This is a genomic window from Streptococcus sp. Marseille-Q4154, from assembly GCF_916700545.1.
In the GTDB taxonomy this organism is placed as follows: domain Bacteria; phylum Bacillota; class Bacilli; order Lactobacillales; family Streptococcaceae; genus Streptococcus; species Streptococcus infantis_I.
Genome location: NZ_CAKAKN010000001.1, coordinates 543,216 through 563,122 on the forward strand (window position 1 = coordinate 543,216; position 19,907 = coordinate 563,122).

Annotated in this window: 17 protein-coding genes and 1 tRNA gene; 15 read left to right on the plus strand and 3 right to left on the minus strand. The window is 40.6% G+C overall.

The window, feature by feature from the left end; all coding sequences use genetic code 11:
- The first annotated feature begins 71 nt into the window (after positions 1–71).
- On the plus strand, positions 72–1,406 hold the full coding sequence (locus LG369_RS02730) for an Nramp family divalent metal transporter (RefSeq protein ID WP_225750159.1): 1,335 nt from the start codon (positions 72–74) through the stop codon (positions 1,404–1,406).
- A 79-nt stretch (positions 1,407–1,485) separates the two neighbouring features.
- On the opposite strand, the gene LG369_RS02735 is transcribed toward LG369_RS02730, so the two are convergent.
- Positions 1,486–1,573, minus strand: a tRNA-Ser gene (locus tag LG369_RS02735).
- A 161-nt stretch (positions 1,574–1,734) separates the two neighbouring features.
- Between LG369_RS02735 and LG369_RS02740 the strand changes: the two genes are divergently transcribed.
- From LG369_RS02740 to LG369_RS02755, 4 genes are all read left to right on the plus strand, one after another.
- Positions 1,735–2,475: a DeoR/GlpR family DNA-binding transcription regulator gene (locus tag LG369_RS02740; protein ID WP_225750160.1), complete on the plus strand. Its 741-nt coding sequence runs from the start codon at positions 1,735–1,737 to the stop codon at positions 2,473–2,475.
- On the plus strand, positions 2,472–3,383 hold the full coding sequence (pfkB, locus tag LG369_RS02745; protein ID WP_225750161.1) for a 1-phosphofructokinase: 912 nt from the start codon (positions 2,472–2,474) through the stop codon (positions 3,381–3,383). The genes LG369_RS02740 and pfkB overlap by 4 nt, the downstream gene beginning before the upstream one ends.
- Positions 3,380–5,335, plus strand: coding sequence for a fructose-specific PTS transporter subunit EIIC (locus LG369_RS02750; protein ID WP_225750162.1), 1,956 nt, complete (start codon positions 3,380–3,382; stop codon positions 5,333–5,335). Before pfkB ends, LG369_RS02750 begins: the two co-directional genes overlap by 4 nt.
- A 141-nt stretch (positions 5,336–5,476) precedes the next feature.
- The gene (locus tag LG369_RS02755; RefSeq protein ID WP_413252022.1) at positions 5,477–7,765 is read left to right on the plus strand and encodes a DNA translocase FtsK; all 2,289 of its coding nucleotides are present in this window, start codon (positions 5,477–5,479) and stop codon (positions 7,763–7,765) included.
- Positions 7,766–7,805: 40 nt separating this feature from the next.
- On the opposite strand, the gene LG369_RS02760 is transcribed toward LG369_RS02755, so the two are convergent.
- Positions 7,806–8,210: a DUF6556 family protein gene (locus tag LG369_RS02760; protein WP_225750164.1), complete on the minus strand. Its 405-nt coding sequence runs from the start codon at positions 8,208–8,210 to the stop codon at positions 7,806–7,808.
- Between the two features lie 136 nt (positions 8,211–8,346).
- Between LG369_RS02760 and LG369_RS02765 the strand changes: the two genes are divergently transcribed.
- From LG369_RS02765 to LG369_RS02810, 10 genes are all read left to right on the plus strand, one after another.
- On the plus strand, positions 8,347–9,489 hold the full coding sequence (locus tag LG369_RS02765; RefSeq protein ID WP_225750165.1) for a cysteine desulfurase family protein: 1,143 nt from the start codon (positions 8,347–8,349) through the stop codon (positions 9,487–9,489).
- Positions 9,490–9,497: 8 nt separating this feature from the next.
- Positions 9,498–10,712: a tRNA uracil 4-sulfurtransferase ThiI gene (gene thiI, locus LG369_RS02770; protein WP_225750166.1), complete on the plus strand. Its 1,215-nt coding sequence runs from the start codon at positions 9,498–9,500 to the stop codon at positions 10,710–10,712.
- Between the two features lie 135 nt (positions 10,713–10,847).
- Positions 10,848–11,672 carry an alpha/beta hydrolase gene (locus LG369_RS02775; protein WP_225750167.1) on the plus strand — a complete coding sequence of 275 codons (825 nt, stop codon included), beginning with the start codon at positions 10,848–10,850 and terminating at the stop codon, positions 11,670–11,672.
- A gap of 21 nt (positions 11,673–11,693) precedes the next feature.
- Positions 11,694–12,434, plus strand: a complete 741-nt coding sequence (locus LG369_RS02780; protein ID WP_075567841.1) for an esterase family protein — start codon at positions 11,694–11,696, stop codon at positions 12,432–12,434.
- 12 nt (positions 12,435–12,446) lie between these two features.
- Complete coding sequence (locus tag LG369_RS02785) at positions 12,447–13,613, plus strand: ATP-grasp domain-containing protein (protein WP_225750168.1); 1,167 nt, start codon at positions 12,447–12,449, stop codon at positions 13,611–13,613.
- A gap of 158 nt (positions 13,614–13,771) precedes the next feature.
- Positions 13,772–14,677: an aquaglyceroporin Gla gene (gla, locus tag LG369_RS02790; protein WP_004253806.1), complete on the plus strand. Its 906-nt coding sequence runs from the start codon at positions 13,772–13,774 to the stop codon at positions 14,675–14,677.
- Between the two features lie 163 nt (positions 14,678–14,840).
- Complete coding sequence (locus tag LG369_RS02795) at positions 14,841–15,374, plus strand: YutD family protein (protein ID WP_004253808.1); 534 nt, start codon at positions 14,841–14,843, stop codon at positions 15,372–15,374.
- 16 nt (positions 15,375–15,390) lie between these two features.
- Positions 15,391–16,476: a 23S rRNA (adenine(2503)-C(2))-methyltransferase RlmN gene (gene rlmN, locus LG369_RS02800; RefSeq protein WP_225750169.1), complete on the plus strand. Its 1,086-nt coding sequence runs from the start codon at positions 15,391–15,393 to the stop codon at positions 16,474–16,476.
- Position 16,477: 1 nt separating this feature from the next.
- Positions 16,478–16,951: a VanZ family protein gene (locus LG369_RS02805; protein WP_225750170.1), complete on the plus strand. Its 474-nt coding sequence runs from the start codon at positions 16,478–16,480 to the stop codon at positions 16,949–16,951.
- A 1-nt stretch (position 16,952) separates the two neighbouring features.
- On the plus strand, positions 16,953–18,494 hold the full coding sequence (locus LG369_RS02810; RefSeq protein ID WP_074324219.1) for an ABC-F family ATP-binding cassette domain-containing protein: 1,542 nt from the start codon (positions 16,953–16,955) through the stop codon (positions 18,492–18,494).
- 102 nt (positions 18,495–18,596) lie between these two features.
- On the opposite strand, the gene LG369_RS02815 is transcribed toward LG369_RS02810, so the two are convergent.
- Positions 18,597–19,886 (minus strand): hypothetical protein, encoded by a 1,290-nt coding sequence (locus LG369_RS02815; protein ID WP_225750171.1) that lies wholly within the window; start codon positions 19,884–19,886, stop codon positions 18,597–18,599.
- Positions 19,887–19,907: the final 21 nt, after the last annotated feature.

The following is a 19,907-nucleotide window of genomic DNA, read 5'->3' on the forward strand; positions in this document are numbered from 1 at the left end:
GTTTAAAGTCAATCTTATTTTTCTCTAATAGAAAATAATGAAAAAGTAGGTTTAGAAAGAGGTAAGTATCTATGTCTTCTCATAAAAAAGTGTCACTCTCTGAGATTAATCAATCTATCGATACTCCAAATAACAATCATTTCTGGCAAAATTTAAAGGCCTTTTTAGGTCCGGGTGCTCTTGTCGCAGTTGGTTATATGGATCCAGGAAACTGGATTACCAGTGTAGTCGGTGGTGCTTCCTATAAGTATAGTCTCTTGTTTGTTATCTTGATTTCATCTCTCATTGCCATGCAACTTCAGCAGATGGCAGGAAAGCTTGGTATTGTAACCCAGATGGACCTGGCTCAAGCAACGGCTCATCATTCACCTAAATGGCTTCGTTATAGTCTATGGGTGATTTTAGAATTAGCCTTGATGGCGACAGATCTGGCAGAAGTTCTAGGTTCAGCGATTGCTCTCAATCTTCTCTTTAAGATTCCGATTATGATAGCAATTCTCTTGACCGTGTTGGATGTTTTTCTCTTATTGCTTCTGATGAAATTTGGCTTTAAGAAGATTGAAGCTATTGTGACAACACTGATTTTAACCATTCTAGCAATTTTTACCTATCTAGTAGCTTTGTCACATCCAAGCTTCCAAGGAATCGTTGAGGGTTATCTACCGAATGCAACCTTATTTGAAAGTCCCTTGCCAGGGCATGAAAGTCAATTAACCTTGGCACTAGGGATCGTGGGAGCAACGGTTATGCCCCATAACCTCTATTTGCATTCTTCCTTGTCTCAAACTCGGAAAATCAATCACAAGGACAAGAATGATGTTCGAAAAGCCGTGCGCTTTATGACCTGGGATTCAAATCTTCAACTGTCCTTGGCCTTTATCGTTAACTCCCTTCTATTAATCCTCGGGGCGGCCCTCTTTTTCGGACATGCATCTGAGATTTCTGCCTTTTCTCAAATGTATAATGCCTTGCAGGATTCTACTATTGCAGGAGCTATAGCTAGCTCAACCTTATCAACCTTGTTTGCCTTGGCTTTATTAGCCAGTGGTCAAAATTCGACAATTACGGGTACCTTGACGGGACAAATCGTTATGGAAGGTTTCTTGCATATGAGATTGCCTCAGTGGTTCATTCGTTTGGCGACTCGTCTCTTTGCTTTGTTGCCTGTCATGATTGTAGCGGTTGTGTTTGGTCATCAGGAAAAAACCTTGGATCAGTTATTGGTTTATTCGCAGGTCTTTCTTTCAATCGCTCTTCCATTTTCAATCTTCCCTTTGATTTATCTAACTTCTAAGAAATCACTGATGGGCGAATTTACCAATGCTAAATGGAATACCATCCTTGGTTATATTGTTTCCATTATCTTAACAATTCTCAATGTGAAATTGTTATTTGATATTTTCTAAGAAATTCACCCGAGTTATAAAACAAGTATATAAGAAAAAAGATACCCAAGATTTCTTGGGTATCTTTTTTGAAACTAAACGGAAGACATGGGATTCGAACCCACGCACGCTTTAACACGCCTACCGCGTTTCCAACACGGCCTCTTAAGCCTCTTGAGTAATCTTCCATTGTTTACTAACCTAGTCTACCATAAAGCCTTCTTTCTTGCAAATTTATTTAAAGTTGAGGATCCAGTGATAGAAAGTGAAAGAAATTGACAAAAAATGCTTGACTTTGATATTTTTTATGATAGAATGAATAATGTAATCGTTAACAGGAGGTGGGTTCGTGCTAAAAAGCGAGAGAAAAAAGTTGATTTTAGAAGAATTGAGTAAGCATAAAATCGTCTCTCTAGAGAAATTGGTAGGCTTGTTAGATACTTCAGAATCAACAGTCAGACGTGATTTAGATGAATTGGAGTCCGAAAATAAACTTCGTCGAGTGCATGGTGGAGCAGAGTTACCTCATTCCTTGCAAGAAGAAGAAACCATTCAGGAAAAATCTGTCAAAAACCTTCAAGAGAAAAAGTTGATTGCTCAAAAGGCAGCTTCTCTGATTAAAGAAAAAGATGTTATCTTTGTGGATGCAGGAAGTACGACAGCCTTTCTCATTAAAGAATTGGAGCGAAAAGACATTACAGTGGTAACCAATTCCATTCACCATGCGGTTCAATTAGTGGATAAGCAAATCCCAACAGTCATTATCGGTGGTGGAGTCAAGATGACAACTGATGCCAGTATCGGAGGAGTAGCTCTCAACCAGATTAACCAACTGCACTTTGATCGTGCCTTTGTTGGAATGAATGGTGTAGATGAAGGTTACTTTACAACTCCAGATATGGAGGAGGGAGCTGTTAAACGTGCTATCTTAGAAAATGCTAAGCAGACATATGTTCTAGCAGATTCATCCAAGATTGGTCAGTCTTGTTTTGCTAAGGTAGCTCCTATAAAACGTGCTATTGTCATTACAAGCAAGGGTCACGAGCTCTTGTCAGCTATCAAAGAGAAAACGGAGGTAATAGAAGTATGATTTATACAGTCACACTCAATCCATCTATAGACTACATTGTCCGTTTGGACAAAGTGGAAGTTGGTAGTGTTAATCGTATGGATAGTGATGATAAGTTTGCTGGTGGTAAAGGTATCAATGTTAGCCGTGTCTTGAAGCGTTTGGATATTCCAAATACAGCGACAGGTTTCATCGGAGGCTTTACTGGAAAATTTATCACAGATACTTTAGCTGAAGAACAAATTGAAACGCAATTTGTCCAAGTGGCAGAAGATACGCGTATCAATGTTAAGATTAAAGCCGACCAAGAAACTGAAATCAATGGGACAGGCCCTAATGTTGAGCCCGAACAACTTGAAGAGTTAAAAGCCATTCTTTCAAGTCTGACAGCAGAAGATACAGTAGTATTTGCTGGATCAAGTGCAAAAAACTTGGGTAATGTTGTTTACAAAGAATTAATTGCTTTGACACGTCAGACAGGCGCTCAAGTAGTCTGTGACTTTGAAGGTCAAACCTTGATTGATAGTTTGGATTATCAACCACTTTTGGTCAAACCAAATAATCATGAACTTGGAGCTATCTTTGGAGTCAAGCTTGAAAGCCTTGATGAAATCGAGAAATACGCTCGAGAATTGCTGGCTAAAGGTGCTCAAAACGTTATTATCTCTATGGCTGGTGATGGAGCCCTTCTGGTAACATCAGATGGAACCTACTTTGCTAAACCGATTAAGGGAACCGTGAAAAACTCAGTGGGTGCTGGTGACTCGATGGTTGCTGGATTTACGGGTGAGTTTGTCAAATCAAAAGACGCAGTAGAAGCCTTCAAGTGGGGAGTGGCATGTGGAACAGCGACCACCTTCTCAGATGATTTGGCAACTGCAGCATTTATTAAAGAAACTTATGAAAAAGTTGAGGTAGAAAAAAGATGAAAATTCAAGATTTATTGAGAAAAGATGTCATGTTGCTTGATTTGCAAGCAACTGAAAAAACAGCAGCTATCGAAGAAATGATTCATAGCTTGGTGGAGCATGGCTACGTGACAGATTTTGAAACCTTTAAAGAAGGAATCTTAGCGCGTGAAGCTTTGACTTCTACAGGCTTGGGCGACGGTATCGCTATGCCACACAGCAAAAATGTTGCTGTAAAGGAAGCTACTGTTCTCTTTGCTAAGTCGAACAAGGGTGTTGACTACGAAAGTTTAGACGGGCAAGCAACTGATCTCTTCTTTATGATTGCTGCTCCAGAAGGTGCCAATGATACTCACTTGGCTGCCTTGGCAGAATTGTCACAATATTTGATGAAAGACGGATTTGCTGATAAACTTCGTCAAGTAACATCAGCTGATCAAGTCATTGAACTCTTTGACCAAGCTTCAGAAAAAGCTCAAGAACCAGTTCAAGCTCCTGCAAATGAATCTGGTGACTTTATCGTAGCAGTTACAGCTTGTACAACAGGAATTGCCCACACATACATGGCCCAAGAAGCTCTTCAAAAAGTGGCTGCGGAAATGGGTGTTGGTATCAAGGTTGAAACCAACGGTGCTAGCGGTGTTGGCAACAAATTGACAGCAGAAGATATCCGCAATGCCAAAGCTGTTATCATCGCTGCAGATAAAGCAGTTGAGATGGATCGTTTCGATGGTAAACCATTGGTGAACCGTCCAGTTGCAGATGGTATTCGTAAGACAGAAGAATTGATCAACTTGGCCCTTTCAGGTAATGCTGAAGTATACCATGCTGCTAACGGAGCACAAGCTTCAACAGCATCTAATGAAAAACAAAGTCTAGGTGGTGCCTTCTACAAACACTTGATGAGTGGTGTATCCCAAATGTTGCCATTCGTTATCGGTGGAGGTATCATGATTGCCCTCGCCTTCTTGATTGACGGTGCTTTGGGTGTGCCTAATGAGAGCCTTGGAAATCTTGGTTCTTACCATGAACTCGCTTCGATGTTCATGAAAATTGGTGGTTCTGCCTTTGGTTTAATGCTTCCAGTATTTGCAGGATATGTTGCTTACTCAATCGCTGAAAAACCAGGTTTGGTAGCCGGTTTCGTAGCTGGTGCTATCGCTAAAGAAGGTTATGCCTTTGGTAAAATCCCTTACGCACAAGGTGGCGAAGCAACTTCAGCCCTTGCAGGGGTATCATCAGGTTTCCTAGGAGCCCTCGTAGGTGGATTTATCGCTGGTGCCTTGGTGCTCTTGGTTAAGAAATACGTGAAGGTTCCTCGCTCACTTGAAGGTGCTAAATCAATCCTTCTCTTGCCGCTTTTTGGAACAATCTTGACAGGCTTTGTCATGCTAGCTGTTAATATCCCAATGGCTGCAATCAACACTGGTATGAACAACTTCCTTGGTGGTCTTGAAGGTGGATCAGCTGTCCTTCTTGGAGTCGTTCTTGGAGGAATGATGGCTGTCGATATGGGTGGCCCTGTCAATAAAGCAGCCTACGTCTTTGGTACTGGTACTCTTGCAGCAACAGTGGCAACAGGTGGTTCAGTAGCCATGGCAGCAGTTATGGCTGGAGGAATGGTTCCACCACTTGCAATCTTTGTGGCAACGCTTCTCTTTAAGAATAAATTTACCAAAGAAGAACGTAACTCTGGTTTGACGAACATCGTTATGGGCTTGTCATTTATCACTGAAGGTGCGATTCCATTTGGTGCAGCAGACCCAGCTCGTGCTATCCCGAGCTTCATCCTTGGTTCAGCGGTAGCAGGTGGACTCGTTGGTCTTGCAAATATCAAACTCATGGCTCCTCACGGAGGAATCTTCGTTATCGCCCTTACTTCAAATGCTCTTCTTTACCTTGTCTTTGTCTTGGTAGGAGCAATTGTCAGTGGTGTAGTTTACGGTTACCTTCGTAAACCATTAGAAAAATAATCACAAACACATTCAAATGACTGAACACGAAAGTGGGCAGTCATTTTTTTAACCTCTCGAAAAGTTCATGAAATATGATATAATAGAAGCATGGCAAACAAGAATACAACTAAAACAAGACGAAGACCGTCTAAAGCAGAATTGGAAAGAAAACAAGCGATTCAACGAATGTTGATTTCCTTAGCTTTGGCTATCTGTTTAATTTTTGCTGCTCTTAAATGGGGAGCTGTCGGAATCACTGTTTATAACCTGATTCGCTTACTCGTAGGGAGTTTAGCATACTTAGCTATTTTCTCTCTCTTGATTTATCTATTCTTCTTTAAATGGATTCATAAACAAGAAGGCTTGCTAGCAGGTTTCTTCTTTATTTTTGCAGGCTTGCTCCTCATCTTTCAAGCTTATCTTGTTTGGAAGCTTAGCATGGCAAATGCTGTTTTTCAAGGAACGATTGGACAAGTCTTTAAAGATTTAACCAGTTTTCAAGTAACCAGTTTTGCAGGGGGAGGCTTGTTAGGGGTAGGGCTCTACATTCCGGTAGCCTTTTTGTTCTCAAATATCGGTACCTATTTCATAGGGGCAATCTTAATTCTAATCGGAGCTCTTTTAATGAGTCCATGGTCTATCTATGATATTGCTGATTTTCTTTCAGCTCGATTTGCTATCTGGATGGAGCGCCGTGAACAGAAAAAACAAGAGCGCTTTATCAAGCGTGAAGAAGAAAAGGGACGAAGAGAAGCAGAAGAGCAAGCAAGACTTGAAAAAGAAAGAGAAGAGCAGGCTTTGCTTGACATGCAGCCTGTAGATATGGAAACTGGAGAAATCTTATCAGACGAACCACTGCAAGAATTTCCTCCACTTCCAGAGGAGGAATGGGTAGAACCTGAGATTATTCTCCCGCAAGCTGATTTTGATTACCCTGAAGAAGCAGACTATCCAGAGGAAGAAGTTTTCTCTGAAGAAGATGATGATGATGACGAAGAGGTAGAAGTAGACTTTTCTGCTAAAAAGGCCTTGGAGTATAAGCTTCCAAGTTTGCAACTCTTTGCGCCAGACAAACCAAAAGATCAGTCAAAAGAAAAGAAAATCGTTCGAGAAAATATTAAAATTTTGGAAGAGACCTTCGCAAGTTTTGGTATTAAAGTGACTGTAGAAAGAGCAGAAATCGGTCCGTCGGTGACCAAGTATGAGGTTAAACCTGCAGTTGGTGTCCGTGTCAACCGTATTTCAAACCTAGCAGACGATTTGGCTTTGGCTTTGGCTGCTAAAGATGTCCGTATCGAAGCACCGATTCCTGGGAAATCCTTGGTAGGTATCGAAGTTCCTAACTCGGAAATTGCAACTGTATCCTTCCGTGAGCTTTGGGAACAATCTCAAACAAAACCTGAAAATCTTTTAGAAATTCCTCTTGGGAAAGCAGTCAATGGTACGGCTCGTAGTTTTGATTTGGCTAAAATGCCTCACTTACTTGTAGCTGGTTCTACTGGTTCAGGTAAATCTGTTGCAGTTAATGGTATTATCGCAAGTATTCTGATGAAGGCTCGTCCAGACCAAGTCAAGTTTATGATGGTGGACCCTAAGATGGTCGAGTTATCAGTTTACAACGATATCCCTCATCTCTTGATTCCAGTTGTAACAAATCCTCGCAAGGCAAGTAAAGCTCTTCAAAAAGTCGTAGATGAAATGGAAAACCGCTACGAACTATTTGCTAAAGTCGGAGTTCGAAATATCGCTGGTTTCAATGCTAAGGTAGAAGAGTTTAACGCTCAGTCTGAATACAAACAAGTACCGTTACCTTTAATCGTTGTGATTGTCGATGAGTTAGCTGACCTCATGATGGTTGCCAGCAAGGAAGTAGAAGATGCTATTATCCGTCTAGGACAAAAGGCGCGTGCAGCTGGTATCCATATGATCCTTGCAACCCAACGTCCTTCAGTAGATGTTATCTCTGGTTTAATTAAGGCCAATGTTCCGTCTCGTGTAGCTTTCGCTGTTTCATCAGGTACGGATTCACGAACTATCCTAGATGAAAACGGTGCTGAGAAATTGCTTGGTCGAGGAGATATGCTCTTTAAGCCAATCGATGAAAACCATCCAGTTCGTCTTCAAGGTTCCTTTATCTCAGATGATGATGTCGAGCGTATTGTGAACTTCATCAAGGCCCAAGCAGATGCTGACTATGATGAAAGTTTTGACCCTGGAGAAGTGTCCGAGACTGAAGGCGACTTTGGTTCTAGCGATGATGCTGGAGATCCACTCTTTGAAGAAGCAAAAGCCCTTGTCATCGAGACACAAAAGGCGAGTGCCTCCATGATTCAGCGTCGTTTATCAGTTGGTTTTAACCGAGCAACTCGATTGATGGAAGAATTAGAGATGGCTGGTGTTATCGGTCCAGCTGAAGGTACAAAACCTCGAAAAGTCTTACAACAATAAAAAAATAGCTTCTTTCCGAAACTGGAGAGAAGCTTTATTGTTAAGGGTTTGTTTTATTGTCTGTCGCAACTGTATCAGATTGAGCAACTCCATCAGTTTGATTTTTTGGGACGTTGTTAGAAGCTTGAGTAGTCTCTTCTGATTGAACATTATTGTTTTTATCGTCAACTCCACCATTTGCAGAATTAGTTTCTTGGTTGCTTCCTTGATTCTGTGCAGGTGCATTGGATTCAGCGGGAGCTTCCTTTTGAACTTCCTTGATAATGGTTGTTTGTGTAGTCGTATCTTTATGATCCTTGTTTTTATCTAAAGCATTCATGATAGTGATACTAGCTGTAATCAAACCAAGGATACTGGCTAAAGTTGCAATTGTTTTTTGAAAGACGGTAAAGCCTTTTTTGATATGTTCAGTTTTAGGTTTTGATTTTCTGCGATAGTTAGACATAATTTCTCTCCTTTACCATGATTCATTATACCCAAAATCTTTAAAAAAAACTTAAATGAACCTGAACGGCATTTCTTGTCGCCTGAACTGTTTCGTGTTACAATAGAAGGAGTGATTTTAGAAAGTGTGAGAAACAATGATTTACTTTGATAATTCGGCTACGACCAAGCCTTATCCTGAAGTACTTGAAACTTACATGCAGGTGTCTGCAAAAATTATTGGTAACCCATCTAGCCTTCATCGTTTGGGTGATCAGTCTACCAGAATTTTAGAAGCTTCTCGTCAGCAAATTGCAGATTTAATTGGTAAGAAAAGCGAAGAAGTCTTCTTTACCTCTGGTGGTACCGAAGGAGATAACTGGGTTATCAAAGGTGTCGCTTTTGAAAAAGCTCAGTTTGGTAAACACATCATCGTGTCAGAAATTGAGCATCCAGCGGTTAAGGAATCTGCTCTTTGGCTTCAGACTCAAGGATTTGAGGTGGATTTTGCACCAGTAGATGAAAAAGGATTTGTAGATGTAGCTGCTTTAGAAAATCTACTTCGTCCTGATACAACGCTAGTCTCTATCATGGCAGTCAACAATGAAATCGGCTCAATCCAGCCTATTGAAGCTATTTCAGAATTTTTGGCAGATAAGCCAACGATTTCCTTCCATGTTGATGCTGTTCAAGCTTTAGCTAAGATTCCGACAGAAAAGTATTTGACTGACCGAGTGGATTTTGCGACCTTCTCTAGTCATAAATTCCACGGAGTTCGTGGTGTTGGATTTGTCTATATCAAGTCTGGTAAGAAGATTACGCCCCTATTAACTGGTGGTGGCCAAGAGCGTGACTATCGTTCAACTACTGAGAATGTAGCAGGAATTGCAGCGACAGCCAAGGCTCTGCGTCTAGCCATGGAAAAACTGGATTTGTTTACAAGCAAAACAAGTCAGATGAAGGCAGTCATCCGTCAAGCTCTACTCGAATATCCAGATATTTTTGTTTTCTCAGGTGAGGAAGACTTTGCTCCTCATATTCTGACCTTTGGGATTAAGGGTGTCCGTGGTGAAGTCATCGTTCATGCATTTGAAGACTATGATATTTTCATTTCCACAACCTCTGCTTGCTCGTCCAAGGCAGGAAAACCTGCTGGTACCTTGATTGCCATGGGGGTTGAAAAAGATAAGGCCCAGTCAGCAGTACGCGTCAGCCTAGACCTAGAAAATGACATGAGTCAAGTTGAGCAATTTTTGACCAAACTAAAATTAATTTACAATCAAACTAGAAAAGTAAGATAGGAGCATTCATGCAATATTCAGAAATTATGATTCGCTACGGGGAACTTTCAACCAAAGGTAAAAACCGTATGCGTTTCATCAATAAACTACGTAATAATATCTCAGATGTTTTATCTATCTATCCTCAAGTCAAGGTAACTGCTGATCGCGACCGTGCCCATGCTTATCTTAATGGAGCCGACTATGCAGCAGTAGCTGAGTCTCTCAAACAGGTTTTCGGGATTCAAAACTTTTCTCCAGTATATAAGGTTGAAAAATCTGTAGAAGTTCTTAAATCTGCTGTCCAAGAGATTATGCGGGACATCTATAAGGAAGGCATGACCTTTAAGATCTCTAGCAAACGTAGTGATCACAACTTTGAACTGGATAGTCGTGAACTCAACCAAGTTCTTGGTGGTGCTGTTTTTGAAGCCATTCCAAATGTACAAGCCCAGATGAAAAATCCCGATATCAATCTGCAAGTGGAAATTCGTGAGGAAGCAGCCTATCTTTCTTATGAGACCATTCGTGGTGCGGGTGGGTTGCCAGTTGGAACTTCTGGTAAAGGAATGCTCATGTTGTCAGGTGGGATTGACTCGCCTGTTGCTGGATATCTAGCTCTAAAACGTGGAGTAGATATCGAGGCTGTTCACTTTGCGAGCCCACCATATACTAGTCCAGGTGCCCTCAAGAAAGCTCAGGATTTGACCCGTAAATTGACTAAGTTCGGTGGGAATATCCAGTTTATCGAAGTGCCTTTCACTGAGATTCAAGAAGAGATTAAGGCTAAGGCCCCAGAAGCTTACCTCATGACTCTGACTCGCCGCTTTATGATGCGGATTACCGACCGTATCCGTGAAGTGAGAAAAGGTTTGGTCATCATCAATGGTGAAAGTCTTGGTCAGGTGGCAAGCCAAACCCTAGAAAGTATGCAGGCTATCAATGCCGTAACCAATACACCGATTATCCGACCAGTTGTGACTATGGATAAGTTGGAAATCATTGACATTGCGCAGGAAATTGATACCTTTGAAATTTCTATCCAACCTTTTGAAGACTGCTGTACGATTTTTGCGCCTGATCGTCCGAAGACAAATCCAAAGATTAAGAATGCTGAACAGTATGAAACACGTATGGATGTTGAAGGATTGGTTGAGCGAGCAGTAGCAGGAATCATGATTACTGAAATTACACCTCAAGCTGAGAAAGATGCGGTTGATGAGTTAATTGATGACCTCCTTTAATCAGAAAAACCAGAGGAAAAAATAAAATAAGTAAAAAAAGTTAGTTTATTGTCCTAAATTTGGACGGAAACTGACTTTTTTTCTATTTTTATGATATAATTAGGTAAAATTTTGAATATAGAGAGTTTTCTGACAATGAATCAATCCTACTTTTACCTGAAAATGCGAGAGCATAAACTGAAGGTTCCATACACAGGCAAGGACCGCCGTGTACGTGTTCTCCTCCCGAAAAACTACGAGAAAGACACGGATCGAACTTATCCGGTTGTCTATTTCCATGATGGTCAAAATGTCTTTTATAGTAAAGAATCCTATGTCGGTCATTCATGGAAGATTATTCCTACCATTAAACGGAATCCAGATATCAGCCGTATGATTGTAGTGGCTATTGATAATGATGGTCTAGGACGGATGAATGAGTATGCGGCATGGAAATTCCAAGAGTCTAATATTCCTGGTCAACAGTTTGGTGGTAAGGGAGTCGAGTACGCCGAGTTTGTCATGGAAGTGGTCAAACCCTTTATCGATGAAAACTATCGTACAAAATCAGACCGCAAGCATACTGCTATGGTTGGGTCTTCTCTGGGTGGAAATATTACCCAGTTTATTGGCTTGGAGTATCAAGACCAGATTGGCTGCTTGGGTGTCTTTTCATCAGCTAACTGGCTTCACCAAGAGGCCTTTGATCGCTATATGGAGCGTAAAAAACTATTACCTGATCAACGTGTCTTTATCTACGTTGGTACGGAAGAAGCAGACGATACAGACAAGACCCTTATGGCTGGTAATATTAAGCAGGCCTATATTGACTCTTCTCTTCGCTATTATCATGATTTGATAGCAGGAGGAGTACAGTTGGAAAATCTCTCTCTCAAGGTTCAGGCTGGAGCCATTCACCATGAAGTGCCATGGTCAGAAAATCTTCCAGCTTGCCTACGCTTTTTTGCAGAAAATTGGTAATTAGTATAAAGGAGACAGGATATGCATATTGAACATCTTAGCCACTGGAGTGGTCATCTTAACCGTGAAATGTATGTCAATCGATACGGACATGGAGGCATCCCAGTTGTTGTCTTTGCTTCTTCTGGTGGTAGCCACAATGAATACTATGATTTTGGGATGATTGATGCTTGTGCATCCTTTATTGAAGAAGGTCGCGTGCAGTTCTTTACCCTTTCAAGTGTAGATAGTGAGAGCTGGCTTGCGACTTGGAAAAATAGTCATGATCAAGCTGAGATGCACCGTGCCTATGAACGATATGTGATTGAAGAAGCTATTCCTTTTATCAAGCACAAGACAGGCTGGTTTGACGGTATGATGACAACAGGGTGCTCTATGGGAGCCTATCACGCTTTGAATTTCTTCCTCCAGCATCCAGATGTCTTTACCAAGGTTATCGCCCTCAGTGGTGTCTATGATGCTCGTTTCTTTGTTGGAGATTACTACAACGATGATGCTATCTATCAAAATTCACCAGTAGACTATATCTGGAATCAAAATGATGGTTGGTTTATCGATCGTTACCGTCAGGCTGAGATTGTCATCTGTACAGGACTAGGTGCTTGGGAACAGGATGGCCTTCCTTCTTACTACAAGTTAAAAGAAGCCTTTGACCAAAAACAAATTCCTGCCTGGTTTGCAGAATGGGGGCACGATGTTGCCCATGACTGGGAATGGTGGCGCAAACAAATGCCTTATTTCCTCGGTCATATGAGTCTATAAAAGGAGTTGCTTATGAATTATCTTGTAATTTCACCCTATTACCCACAAAATTTTCAGCAATTTAGTATTGAGTTAGCCAATAAAGGAATCACAGTTCTAGGGATTGGGCAAGAACCCTACGAACAGCTAGATGAACCATTGCGCAATAGCTTGACGGAGTACTTCCGAGTTGATAATCTTGAAAATATCGATGAGGTTAAACGAGCAGTTGCCTTTCTTTTCTATAAGCATGGTCCAATTGACCGCATCGAATCACACAATGAATACTGGCTAGAGTTGGATGCTGCCCTTCGTGAACAGTTTCATGTCTTTGGTGCCAAACCAGAAGACCTCAAGAAGACCAAGTTTAAGTCTGAGATGAAAAAACTCTTCAAAAAAGCTGGAGTTCCAGTTGTGCCAGGTGCTGTCATTGAAACAGATGCAGATGTTGACAAAGCTGTGAAAGAAATCGGTCTTCCGATGATTGCCAAACCTGACAATGGAGTAGGTGCAGCAGCAACCTTCAAACTTGAAACAGAAGATGATGTAAACCACTTTAAGGCTGAATGGGACCACTCAACCATTTATTTCTTTGAAAAATTTGTTACCTCTAGTGAAATCTGTACCTTCGATGGTTTGGTGGATAGAGACGGGAATATTGTCTTTTCAACTACCTTTGACTATGCACATACACCCCTTGATCTCATGATTTACAAGATGGACAATTCTTATTATGTTCTTAAAGATATGGATCCAAAATTGCGTAAATATGGTGAGGCTATTGTCAAGGAATTTGGTATGAAAGAACGTTTCTTCCACATCGAGTTCTTCCGTGAGGGTGATGATTATATTGCTATTGAGTACAACAACCGTCCAGCGGGTGGCTTCACTATTGATGTCTATAACTATGCGCATTCCTTGGATTTGTACAAGGGCTATGCAGCTATCGTTGCAGGTGAAGCATTCCCAGAGTCTCCGTTTGAAACCCAGTATTGCTTGGCAACATCTCGTCGCGCCAATGCTAACTATGTTTATTCAGAAGAAGACTTGCTCGCTAAATATGGTCAACAGTTCAAAGTAAAGAAAATCATGCCGGCAGCCTTTGCTGAATTGCAAGGAGACTATCTCTATATGCTTACGACACCAAGTCGTGAGGAAATGGAGCAGATGATTAAGGATTTTGGTCAGCGTCAAGAATAATCGAAATTAGGACTTAACAAAGGATGTTTGTTAGGTCTTTTTTGTAGACTTGAAATAAAAGCGTTTTCCCCTTAGATTCTTTTAGAAAATCTGTTGCTAAAAGGTTTAAAAATTGATAGAATAGGGATTGTCTAAAAAATATTAAGGAGAATCTATCAATGGATTTCACATGGGCAGTCAAATATGCCACTGAATTTTTGGGAACAGCTATCTTGATTATCTTGGGTAATGGTGCAGTTGCCAACGTTGAACTTAAAGGTACGAAAGGTCACCAAAGTGGCTGGCTCGTTATCGCTGTTGGTTACGGTATGGGGGTTATGATCCCAGCTTTGATGTTTGGTAACGTTTCTGGTAACCATATCAACCCAGCCTTCACTCTTGGACTTGCAGTTAGCGGTCTCTTCCCTTGGTCACAAGTAGCCCAATACATCATCGCACAAGTGTTGGGAGCAATCTTCGGACAAGCCTTGGTTGTTGCGACTCACCGTCCCTACTACTTGAAGACAGAAAATCCAAATAACATCTTGGGAACTTTCTCAACAATTTCAAGTATCGACCACGGAACAAAAGAATCACGCTTCGCAGCAACTGTGAACGGATTTATCAATGAGTTTGTTGGGTCATTTGTTCTTTTCTTCGCAGCACTCGGTATGACAAAGAACTTCTTTGGTGCTGAATTGCTTTCTAAAGCCCAAGGATTGATTAATGACCAAGTGGCACAAGCGACTGCTCAAGGTCAAACAATTCCTCAAGAACAAGTAACAGCAGCTCTTGAACAAGCAAAAACTCAAGTGGCTCCATTCTTGTCACCAGGTCTTGGTATCGCACACTTGGCACTTGGTTTCCTAGTAATGGCCTTGGTAACATCTCTTGGTGGACCTTCAGGACCAGGTTTGAACCCAGCTCGTGACTTTGGACCACGTCTTCTTCACGCAGTACTTCCTAAATCAATCCTTGGTGAACACAAGGGTGATTCAAAATGGTGGTATGCTTGGGTACCAGTAGTTGCACCGATTGCTGCTGCTATTGCAGCTGTAGCACTTTTCAAATTACTTTACCTATAATATTTAAAAACTGGGTTTTCCCAGTTTTTTCTTTTTAGTACAGTTGTGTCTTATAGAATTAAAGGGTGAAATCGTCAGACTTTTTTCATTTTAAATCAAAAGATGTAAATATGGCAAAAATATGGTAAAATAGAGTATTAAGTAAACGTTAAAAAGGAATATTATGCGTAAAGAAATTGCACCTGAATTATACAATTACAATAAATTCCCTGGTCCAGAATTTCATCTATCTGGAGATAAAGTCGAGGCTGAAGGATTCACCTTCAACTTGGTTGAAAATAGTAAGGAAGCCTTTGATGCAACAGCTTTTACTCAACGCTTTTCGGAAGTTTTAAACAAGTATGATTATATTGTAGGAGACTGGAGCAATGAGCAGTTGCGCTTGCGAGGATTCTACAAGAATGAGCGAGCTGAAGAATCTCTCGAGAAAATCAGTCGTTTACAAGATTATCTACTCGAGTATTGTAGCTATGGATGTGCCTATTTTGTCTTAGAAAATGAGACACCGAAACGAGCACCATTTGACCAAAAAATGCGCAAGAAAGAAGAAGAGAAAGACAACCGTAAAGGGAAAAAGTCTTCTCAAAATAAGAAAAAAAATCATACGGACAAGAGAAATAGACGTCGTCGTAAAGAACAGAAACCTCAGAATGAAGAAAAGGGACAACGTCATTTCGTCATCCGTAAGAAAGACTAGAAAATAAGGAGAAAAGATGAAACCGTCGATTTATAGTTTAACTCGTCAAGGAATGCAAGAATGGGTCTTAGAGCAAGGAGAAAAGAAATTCCGAGCGGATCAAATCTGGGAATGGCTTTACCGTAAACGTGTTCAGACATTTGAAGAAATGACTAACTTGTCTAAGGATTTGATTACCAAGCTTAACGAGCAGTTTGTGGTTAATCCTTTGAAACAACGTATCGTTCAAGAGTCAGCCGATGGAACTGTAAAGTATCTCTTTGAGTTGCCAGATGGTATGTTGATTGAGACGGTGCTTATGCGTCAACACTACGGCTTATCAGTCTGTGTAACAACTCAGGTAGGATGTAATATCGGTTGTACCTTCTGTGCATCAGGCTTGATCAAAAAGCAACGTGACCTCAATAACGGAGAAATTGTTGCCCAGATTATGCTTGTTCAAAAATATTTTGACGAACGTGGTCAAGATGAGCGTGTTAGCCATATCGTTGTTATGGGTATTGGAGAACCATTTGATAACTACAATAACGTTTTGAACTTTATTCGTACCATCAATGACGATAAGGGAATGGCAATCGGTGCTCGTCACATCACCGTATCAACCTCTGGCTTGGCTCATAAGATTCGTGAGTTTGCCAATGAAGGAGTACAGGTTAACCTTGCTGTTTCTCTTCATGCTCCAAACAATGAACTGCGTTCAAGCATTATGAAGATTAACCGTGCCTTTCCAATTGAAAAACTCTTTGCAGCGATTGAGTATTACATCGAAACAACCAACCGCCGTGTAACTTTTGAGTATATCATGCTAAATGAAGTCAATGACGGAGTCGAACAAGCACTTGAGTTAGCAGAATTGCTCAAGAACATTAAGAAATTGTCATATGTCAACTTGATTCCTTACAACCCGGTCAGTGAGCACGACCAATACAGTCGTAGTCCCAAAGAGCGTGTTATGGCCTTCTATGATACGCTCAAGAAAAAAGGCGTCAACTGTGTTGTTCGTCAAGAACACGGTACAGATATTGATGCCGCATGCGGACAATTGCGTTCAAATACCATGAAGCGTGATCGCCAAAAAGCAGTAGCTGAAGTAAATCCATAAGATGAATCGAAAAAAAATACTAATTTTGGGAGTGCTATTATACAGTCTTTGTATCGTCTGTTTTTGTTTTACTCCCCAGCCTCAACTTCCTACAGGAGTGGAAACTCCAGGTATTCAAACTTTTGGACGCCTGGTTTTTCTTTTGACGCCTTTTAACTCCCTTTGGAATCTGGGAGAAGTAACCAGCCCTATACAACTATTTTGGATTTTTTTACAAAATGCTTTAAATATCCTCTTGCTCTTCCCTTTAATTTTCCAGCTTCTCTATCTTATACCTGCACTAAGAAAAACGAAGCGTGTGATTTTGTTTAGCTTTTTATTGAGCTTGGGAATCGAATGCACACAGCTAGTTTTAGACTTTTTCTTTGATTTCAATCGGGTCTTTGAGATTGATGATTTATGGACCAACACTTTGGGTGGCTACCTAGCCTGGGTCCTTTATAAACTACTACATAAAAACAAGATAAGGAATTAAAATGAGTATCTTAGAAGTAAAAAATTTAAGTCACGGTTTTGGTGACCGTGCGATTTTTGAAGACGTGTCTTTCCGACTCCTAAAAGGTGAACATATCGGTCTGGTCGGTGCTAATGGTGAAGGGAAATCAACCTTCATGAGCATCGTGACTGGTAAGTTGGTACCTGATGAAGGTAAGGTGGAATGGTCCAAATATGTGACAGCAGGTTATCTGGACCAGCATGCAGTTCTCAAAGAAGGTCAAACCGTGCGTGACGTTCTTCGGACTGCCTTTGACGAATTATTCAAAGCCGAAGCTCGCATCAATGACCTTTATATGGAAATGGCAGAAGAGGGCGCTGATATTGATGCATTGATGGAAGAAGTCGGCGAACTTCAGGACCGTTTGGAAAGTCGTGATTTCTATACCTTGGATGCCAAGATTGACGAAGTTGCTCGTGCTCTCGGTGTCATGGATTATGGTATGGATACGGACGTAACAGCCTTATCTGGTGGACAAAGAACCAAGGTACTCTTGGCTAAACTCCTCCTTGAAAAGCCAGATATCTTATTGCTTGATGAGCCAACCAACTATCTAGATGCGGAGCATATTGACTGGCTCAAGCGTTATCTGCAGAACTATGAGAATGCCTTTGTCCTTATTTCGCACGATATTCCATTCCTCAATGATGTGATCAATATCGTATATCACGTTGAAAATCAACAGTTAACTCGTTATTCTGGAGATTACTACCAGTTCCAAGAAGTCTATGCCATGAAGAAATCGCAGCTGGAAGCAGCCTATGAGCGTCAACAGAAAGAAATTGCTGATCTCAAGGATTTCGTGGCCCGTAATAAGGCGCGTGTCGCAACTCGTAACATGGCCATGTCTCGCCAGAAGAAATTAGATAAGATGGACATTATCGAGCTCCAAAGTGAGAAACCAAAGCCTTCCTTTGATTTCAAACCAGCTCGTACACCAGGTCGCTTTATCTTCCAAGCCAAAGACTTGCAGATTGGTTACGACCGCCCACTTACAAAACCATTAAATCTTACCTTTGAACGCAATCAGAAGGTTGCGATTATTGGTGCCAATGGTATCGGTAAAACAACCCTCTTGAAGTCTCTTTTGGGAATTATTCCGCCAATTGCTGGTGAAGTTGAACGCGGTGATTATCTAGAACTTGGTTACTTTGAGCAAGAAGTGGAAGGTGGCAATCGCCAGACACCTTTAGAAGCTGTTTGGAATGCCTTTCCAGCCCTTAACCAAGCAGAAGTCCGTGCAGCCCTTGCCCGTTGTGGTTTGACGACGAAGCATATCGAAAGCCAGATTCAGGTCTTGTCAGGTGGGGAACAAGCCAAGGTTCGTTTCTGTCTCTTGATGAATCGTGAGAACAATGTCCTTGTTCTAGACGAGCCTACCAACCACTTGGATGTGGATGCCAAGGACGAGCTTAAACGAGCTCTAAAAGAGTATAAGGGCTCTATCCTTATGGTCTGCCACGAACCAGACTTCTATGAAGGTTGGATGGATCAAATCTGGGATTTCAATGAACTAACATAAATAGCCATAAAAAAGCCAAGTCTATATGACTTGGCTTTTTTTACGAGGGTTACAAATAATAGAAGTCGTGCTGCTATCAACTTGTTTTAGTATCAAAAATAACTAATTTGTTTGATTTTCCACGATTTCATCCTCTTCAAAGTGTCCCACACCATCTTCAACAACAAATGGGCAAGTAACTTTCTTTTTTATTCCATTTTCATCATAAGAACAACTGATGTTATAGATTCCATCGGAAAATGAATTTTTTGGTAAAGATAAGATTTTTTCCTTAAAGGCATCTAAAGGACTACCATTTTCTGCCTTGATTTTCGTAAGGTCACAATCAAAATCGAGAGTGATACCCTTGTTTTTCATGAGATCTTTTGTTGTAATATTATAAAAACCAGCTGCGTCAGAATCCCCTTTTTCTCGATTGCTGATAGCCTGAGCCATAATTGCAACATAGTAGTTTTCTATAGGATATTTTCTAAATTCAAAACTAGAAGCAATTTTTCCTGGTGTATTAAAAAGCTTATTTATTTTGTCAGCAGTAGCATTTTTGATACTATCTTCTTCTTGTTGTAGATTTGGTCTTTCTTGGTTTACATGTAGCAAGAAACTGAATTCGTCTTGTTTGACAGTGTGAAACAGTGCCTTTTCTTTGTCATTAAGAAGTGTTTCGAGATCTGTTCCTGAAAGAAGAAAGAAATTTGATAAATGTTCTCCATCCTTTCCATGAATTTTTGCAGTAGTAGTTTCTTTTAAAATAGTTCCATCTGATAAATTTTCTGTATATGTTAGCTTGTAGGCTGTTCCATAAAATGCTTCAATCTCTCTGTGTTTATCAACTACCTCAACCTTTCCCTTAAGCCCAAGTGATTGGAATTCTTCAGCGAAAGAAGGAGTAGTATTTTTAATAGAAGAGGAAGAGCTTGTAATTAGTATTAGGTTAGTAAATAAAATTACCGTAACAGCAAAGACAAAACCAAGTTTTGCCGAAATATCTTTCCCTTGTCCTAACTTTATCGTCTGATAAATACCGATAAGGAGAACGATAGAGTACACAATACTAGCGCTAACTAGTAGTGGATAATTATCAATGTAATTAAGTGGAGCCCCCTTAAAACCTATTATTTGCATGAAAAATCCAATTGTAGCTAGAACTAACTGTATTGTACATGTCTTTTGAATCAACTCATTATCTTCAAAGGAGGCTTTTAATTTTGAAATATCTCTAAAAATAAAAATATTTCCTAGCACTATTCCAGCATATGATGCGAAAAATGCCGGCCACAAGATTATAAAAGCAAAACCTCCAGAATCATATGTAATCGAATAAACGACATTAAAGATTAAATACGAAAATAAGAGTAAACCAAGCCGGAATATATTTATCTTATAAGGTTTCATAGGAAAACCTCCTCGTTACTA

Excerpts from the sequence above, each read along its gene's own strand:
- LG369_RS02730 (WP_225750159.1), top strand. The coding sequence starts at position 72 with ATGTCTTCTCATAAAAAAGTGTCACTCTCTGAGATTAATCAATCTATC.
- pfkB (WP_225750161.1), top strand. The coding sequence starts at position 2,472 with ATGATTTATACAGTCACACTCAATCCATCTATAGACTACATTGTCCGT.
- LG369_RS02750 (WP_225750162.1), top strand. The coding sequence starts at position 3,380 with ATGAAAATTCAAGATTTATTGAGAAAAGATGTCATGTTGCTTGATTTG.
- LG369_RS02760 (WP_225750164.1), bottom strand. The coding sequence starts at position 8,210 with ATGTCTAACTATCGCAGAAAATCAAAACCTAAAACTGAACATATCAAA.
- LG369_RS02765 (WP_225750165.1), top strand. The coding sequence starts at position 8,347 with ATGATTTACTTTGATAATTCGGCTACGACCAAGCCTTATCCTGAAGTA.
- thiI (WP_225750166.1), top strand. The coding sequence starts at position 9,498 with ATGCAATATTCAGAAATTATGATTCGCTACGGGGAACTTTCAACCAAA.
- LG369_RS02775 (WP_225750167.1), top strand. The coding sequence starts at position 10,848 with ATGAATCAATCCTACTTTTACCTGAAAATGCGAGAGCATAAACTGAAG.
- LG369_RS02780 (WP_075567841.1), top strand. The coding sequence starts at position 11,694 with ATGCATATTGAACATCTTAGCCACTGGAGTGGTCATCTTAACCGTGAA.
- LG369_RS02785 (WP_225750168.1), top strand. The coding sequence starts at position 12,447 with ATGAATTATCTTGTAATTTCACCCTATTACCCACAAAATTTTCAGCAA.
- gla (WP_004253806.1), top strand. The coding sequence starts at position 13,772 with ATGGATTTCACATGGGCAGTCAAATATGCCACTGAATTTTTGGGAACA.
- LG369_RS02795 (WP_004253808.1), top strand. The coding sequence starts at position 14,841 with ATGCGTAAAGAAATTGCACCTGAATTATACAATTACAATAAATTCCCT.
- rlmN (WP_225750169.1), top strand. The coding sequence starts at position 15,391 with ATGAAACCGTCGATTTATAGTTTAACTCGTCAAGGAATGCAAGAATGG.
- LG369_RS02805 (WP_225750170.1), top strand. The coding sequence starts at position 16,478 with ATGAATCGAAAAAAAATACTAATTTTGGGAGTGCTATTATACAGTCTT.
- LG369_RS02810 (WP_074324219.1), top strand. The coding sequence starts at position 16,953 with ATGAGTATCTTAGAAGTAAAAAATTTAAGTCACGGTTTTGGTGACCGT.
- LG369_RS02815 (WP_225750171.1), bottom strand. The coding sequence starts at position 19,886 with ATGAAACCTTATAAGATAAATATATTCCGGCTTGGTTTACTCTTATTT.